3 protein-coding genes, 1 tRNA gene and 1 pseudogene are annotated in these 5687 nt (G+C 58.8%); 1 reads left to right on the top strand and 4 read right to left on the bottom strand.

What is annotated here, in order from left to right:
* Positions 1-77: transfer RNA gene (locus AAC035_RS17995), tRNA-Pro, on the bottom strand.
* Positions 78-246: 169 nt separating this feature from the next.
* On the opposite strand from AAC035_RS17995, the gene folD reads away from it, so the two are divergent.
* Entirely contained in the window at positions 247-1107 is an 861-nt protein-coding gene (gene folD, locus AAC035_RS17990; protein ID WP_339806472.1) for a bifunctional methylenetetrahydrofolate dehydrogenase/methenyltetrahydrofolate cyclohydrolase FolD, read from the top strand.
* Positions 1108-1185: 78 nt separating this feature from the next.
* On the opposite strand, the gene AAC035_RS17985 is transcribed toward folD, so the two are convergent.
* The 3 genes and pseudogenes from AAC035_RS17985 to AAC035_RS17975 all read right to left on the bottom strand — a co-directional run.
* The gene (locus AAC035_RS17985) at positions 1186-3357 is read right to left on the bottom strand and encodes a malate synthase G (RefSeq protein ID WP_339806471.1); all 2172 of its coding nucleotides are present in this window, start codon (positions 3355-3357) and stop codon (positions 1186-1188) included.
* A 138-nt stretch (positions 3358-3495) separates the two neighbouring features.
* Positions 3496-4887: a cysteine--tRNA ligase gene (gene cysS, locus AAC035_RS17980; RefSeq protein WP_339806474.1), complete on the bottom strand. Its 1392-nt coding sequence runs from the start codon at positions 4885-4887 to the stop codon at positions 3496-3498.
* 63 nt (positions 4888-4950) lie between these two features.
* Positions 4951-5687, bottom strand: a pseudogene (locus tag AAC035_RS17975) (glutamine--tRNA ligase); the annotation flags it as partial.

Raw genomic sequence — 5687 nt, 5'->3', positions numbered from 1 at the left:
TGGTCGGGGTAGAGAGATTCGAACTCCCGACATCCTGCTCCCAAAGCAGGCGCGCTACCAGACTGCGCTATACCCCGAAACCTGAACAACTCTTGCCGTAGCAAAGTTGGCGCGCATATTACCCACGCAGGACCCCGCCGTCAACTCACCATTACGAAAATTACCACCATCACAGGGAATTGGCCTCGGACCACGGACATGAGAGAATGCCGCATCTCTTACCAACCTGCTTTAAAAGACCCTATCATGACCGCAGAACTGATCAACGGAAAAGTGATTGCCGCGGGCATTCGCCAGCTGGTGGCCACCGGCGTCGAAAGCCGCCGCCAACAGGGATTGAGAGCGCCGGGACTGGCCGTTGTTCTGGTGGGATCGGACCCTGCCTCCCGTGTCTATGTCACCAACAAGCGCAAGGCCTGCGACGAGGCGGGCATTCACTCCCTGTCCTACGACCTGCCGGAAGAGACCAGCCAGGAGGCCCTTGAAGCCCTGATCGACGAGCTCAATGACAATCCGGCCGTCGACGGCATTCTGGTGCAACTGCCACTGCCGGCGCACCTTGATGCCGACCCGCTGCTGACCCGCATAAGACCCGACAAGGATGTAGACGGCTTCCACCCCTACAACATCGGGCGCCTGATGCAGCGCAAGCCCGCCCTGAGGCCCTGCACACCCCGCGGCATCATTACCCTGCTGGACCATATTGGTACTCCTTACAAAGGCCAGCACGCGGTGATTGTGGGCGCCTCCAACATTGTCGGCCGCCCCATGTCCATGGAGCTTTTGCTCAAAGGCGCCACTACCACGGTGACCCATCGCTTTACCAGGGATCTGGCGGGCTTCGTGGGCAGCGCGGATATTCTGATTGCCGCTGCCGGCAAACCGGGTCTGGTTAAAGGCGAATGGATCAAACCCGGGGCCACCGTTATCGACGTGGGCATCAACCGCATGGAAGACGGCAAACTGCGAGGGGATGTGGAATTCGACGCAGCCGCTGAGCGCGCGGCCTGGATCACCCCGGTTCCCGGTGGTGTAGGCCCGATGACCATTGCCACCCTGCTGCAGAACACCCTGTATGCCGCCAATGTGTTGCACAAAGACCAATAACGGGTCCTGAGTCAGCCATAAACACCCACAAAAAACCCCGCATCATGCGGGGTTTTTTGTGTCTTAAAGCCGCTGCCGTTACTGGGCGGCCTTGGCCTTCAGGCGGTAGGCGTGCAGCAGCGGCTCGGTGTAGCCATTCGGCTGCTCACGGCCCTTCAGCACCAGATCCATGGCAGCCTGGAAGGCGATACCATCGAAACCGGGCGCCATGTTGTTGTACAGCGGGTCACCGGCATTCTGCCGATCGACCACAGCGGCCATGCGCTTCATGGTTTCAACAATCTGCGCTTCCGTGCAGATGCCATGGTACAACCAGTTGGCCAGCAGCTGAGAGGCAATCCGCAAGGTGGCACGGTCTTCCATCAGGCCGATATCGTTGATATCAGGCACCTTGGAGCAACCTACGCCCTGATCGATCCAGCGCACGACATAACCCAGGATACCCTGAGCGTTGTTGTCCAGTTCTTCCTGGATCTCCTGAGCGGACAGTGCAGACGGATCGTCCATGACCGGTACGGTCAGGATATCGTCGACATTGGCCCGGGTACGGCTCTCAAGCTGCTTCTGGACGTCCGCCACATTCACCTGATGGTAATGGGTAGCGTGCAGGGTTGCTGCGGTGGGCGATGGAACCCACGCAGTATTGGCACCTGATTTCGGGTGGCCGATTTTCTGCTCCAGCATGCCAGCCATCAGGTCCGGCATCGCCCACATACCTTTACCGATCTGGGCAACTCCGGAGAATCCGGTTTCCAGGCCGATATCCACGTTCCACTGCTCATAGGCAGCAATCCAGGTGGCCTGCTTCATGGCACCCTTGCGGATAAACGGACCCAGTTCCATGGATGTGTGGATTTCGTCGCCGGTACGGTCGAGGAAGCCGGTGTTGATAAACACCGCGCGATCCCGGGCCGCATGGATACAGGCTTTGAGGTTGACGGTGGTGCGACGCTCTTCATCCATGATGCCCACTTTCAGGGTAAAGCGGGGCAAGCCAAGAGCATCCTCGACACGACCGAAGAATTCATTGGTGAATGCCACTTCCTCCGGACCGTGCATCTTCGGCTTCACGATGTACACGGACCCGGTGGTGGAGTTCTGGTACTGACCATCACCTTTGAGATCATGGATGGCAATCAGGGAGGTCAGCATGCCGTCCATCAGACCTTCCGGAATTTCCAGGCCATCACTCAGCAGAATCGCGGGGTTGGTCATCAGATGACCCACATTACGGACGAACATCAGGCTGCGACCCTTGAGCTTCAGCTCACCACCGCCCGGCTTGCTGTAGACACGGTCGGCGTGCATCTCGCGGGTAACCTGCTCGCCACCCTTGGCGAAGGTTTCCCGCAGGTCCCCTTTCATCAGGCCCAGCCAGTTGCTGTAGGCCAGGGTTTTGTCGTCCGCATCGACGGCCGCTACTGAATCTTCGCAATCCATAATGGTGGTCAGCGCAGACTCCATCAGCACGTCCTTGACGTGGGCGCCGTCGTCCTGACCAATGGGGTGACTGGCATCAATCTGGATTTCGAAGTGCATGCCATTCTTCACCAGCAGAACACCAGTGGGCGCCTCAGGGGCACCGGTATAGCCAACAAAACCGGCTTCATCTTTCAGACCGGTGGTGTCGCCGCTCTGCAGCCTGACCACCAGTTTGCCGCCTTCTACCAGATACTCTGCTGCATCCTTGTGGCTGCCAGCGGCCAGCGGTGCCGAGTTGTCCAGCAGGTTGCGGGCGAATTCGATGACCTTCGCACCACGCACCGGGTTGTAGCCGGGCCCCTTCTGGGCACCGCCTTCCTCGGAGATCGCGTCGGTGCCATACAGAGCGTCGTAAAGACTGCCCCAGCGGGCATTGGCCGCGTTCAGGGCAAAACGACCATTCATCACCGGCACCACCAGCTGCGGGCCAGCCATGGTGGCAATTTCAGGGTCAACATTCGAGGTGGCGATGCGGAAGTCTGCCGGCTCGTCCACCAGATAACCGATTTCTTTCAGGAACGCCTTGTACTCGGCCATGTCCAGCGGCTTGCCCTTATGGTCACGGTTCCAGCTGTCCATCTTTTCCTGGATCGCATCACGCCTGGCAAGCAGTTCCCGGTTACGGGGAGCCAGCTCGTGGACAATCTTGTCAAATTCCGCCCAGAATTTGTCAGCATCAACGCCGGTTCCCGGAATCGCTTCGTTATTTACGAAATCGAACAGGTTCTTGGCGACCTGCAGGCCACCCACTTGCACGCGTTCTGTCATCGTTATCTGCCTCAATGTTGACTGTATTCTGCCTGACACCCCAGCCTGGCCAGTAAAGGCCACAACCGGGGCGATATGATCAGATCTTGATCATTGGTGATTCAAGGCGCGATAGTTTACGCCATATTTTCGCTAAATTCACACTTGGCCCCGACGCCAGCTGGTGCCCTCACGGGTATCATCAAGGATGATGCCTTTTTCCAGCAATTCGTCGCGAATGCGGTCACCTTCTGCGAAGTTCTTCGCCTTTCGGGCGTTGGCCCTTGCCTCGATCAGCGCTTCAATTTCTTCAGCGCCAAGCTCGCCGGGCGCTCCCGCCTGGAAGAATGCCTCCGGATCCTGCTGCAGCAAACCAAGAATACCGCCCAGCCGGACCAGAACGGCAGCCAGGTCACAGGCCTCCTGCTCACGGTGGTCGCGGCGGGCCTGATTGATGTCTCCGGCGACGGCATGCAGCACACTGATGGCACCGGCGGTATTGAAATCGTCGTCCATGACCGCGTGGAACTGACGGTCAAAATCGGTTTCCGGTGCCGCTTTCGAGGGCGTCAGCCCCCGCAGCGCGTGATACAGACGTTCCAGCGTCCGCCCGGCTTCGGCCAGATTCTCCTCAGAATAGTCCACCTGGCTGCGGTAGTGGCTGGACACCAGAAAGTAGCGCACCACTTCCGCCGGATACTTGTCGAAAATCTCGCGAATCGTGAAAAAGTTACCCAGGGATTTGGACATCTTTTCCTTGTTCACGCGAATGGCGCCGGCGTGCATCCAGGTATTCACGAAGTGATGGCCGGTGGCGCACTCGGACTGGGCAATTTCGTTCTCGTGATGGGGAAACAGCAGGTCCGGGCCGCCACCATGAATATCAAAGGTATCACCCAGGCAACGGCTGGCCATGGCAGAACATTCGATATGCCAGCCCGGGCGACCATCACCCCAGGGCGATGGCCAGCTGGCCTCGCCGGGCTTCGCAGCTTTCCAGAGCACGAAGTCCGCCGGACTGCGCTTGGCCTCCTGCACGTCTACCCGGGCGCCCGCCAGCAGATCCTCCAGTTTTTTCTTGCTGAGCTTGCCGTAGCCATCGAAACTTGCCACGGAAAAGTAGACGTCACCATTATCTGCGGCGTAGGCATGATCCTTACGGATCAACAGCTGGATCATGGCGATCATGTCGTCAATGAACGCGGTCGCCCGTGGCTCTTCCGTGGGTGCCAGCACCCCCAGCCGACGCTCATCCTCGTGCATCGCATCGATCATGCGGTCGGTCAGCTCGGTAAAGGGTTCACCATTTTCCTCTGCCCGCCGCAGGATCTTGTCGTCGATGTCGGTAATGTTGCGAACATACTGCACCTCGTAACCGCGGTGGCGCAGGTACCGGGTCACCACATCAAACGCCACCAGCACCCGGGCGTGACCCAGATGGCAGTAATCGTAGACCGTCATACCACAGACGTACATGCGAACCTTGCCCGACTGAATGGGGGTAAAGTCTTCCTTGCGCTGGCTCAGGGTGTTGTAGATTCGGATCACAATGCACTCACTGTCTGTCTGGGTTTACGTTATTTCCGGAACCTGACCTGCGGTCTTCCGGAGCGCTCAGTTGCTGCCTCGGGGCCAGGAGTCCCGCAGGGTTACCGTGCGGTTGAACACCAGGCGACCGCTCTCTGACGCCTGTTCGTCAAAAAAGAAGTAACCTTCCCTCTCGAACTGATAAGGCAGGTCGGCCCGGGGCTGACCAAGACTCATTTCGGCTCTCACCTTTTCCAGACGTACCAGGGATTCCGGATTCAGGTGATCGGTAAAATTCACATCCTTGTCGCTGTCAGGGTTTTCGTGCAGGAACAGCCGGTCGTACTGGTTGATGTCGGCTTCGACGCTGTTGGTGGCCGACACCCAGTGAATCACGCCATTGGGCTTGTAGCCTTCAGGGTTCACGCCCAGGGTCGCCGGATCGTACTCGCAGCGCAGTTCAATAATATTGCCCTCGCTGTCACGGATCACTTCCCTGCAGGTAATCACGTAACCGCCGCGCAGACGGACCGCCTGATCAGGCGCCAGCCGCTTCCACTTGCGGGGCGGCTCCTGCGCGAAATCCTCCCGGTCGATGTACAGTTCGGCGGTCCAGGGTACCTGGCGGGTTCCCATGTCCGGGTTTTGTGGATGAACCGGCAGCTCCAGCGTCTCCTCACGGTCTTGCGGGTAATTGGTCAGCGTCACTTTTAACGGGTGCATCACGCACATGGCCCGAGGTGCCCGCTCGTTCAGGTCCTCGCGGATGGCGTGCTCCAGCATACCCACATCCACGGTACCACCGGATTTGTTGATGCCGATCA

Source organism: uncultured Marinobacter sp. (genome assembly GCF_963974375.1).
Lineage (GTDB): Bacteria > Pseudomonadota > Gammaproteobacteria > Pseudomonadales > Oleiphilaceae > Marinobacter.
Note: the sequence above shows the minus strand (reverse complement) of the source record. Positions and strands in the feature narration are given on the sequence as shown.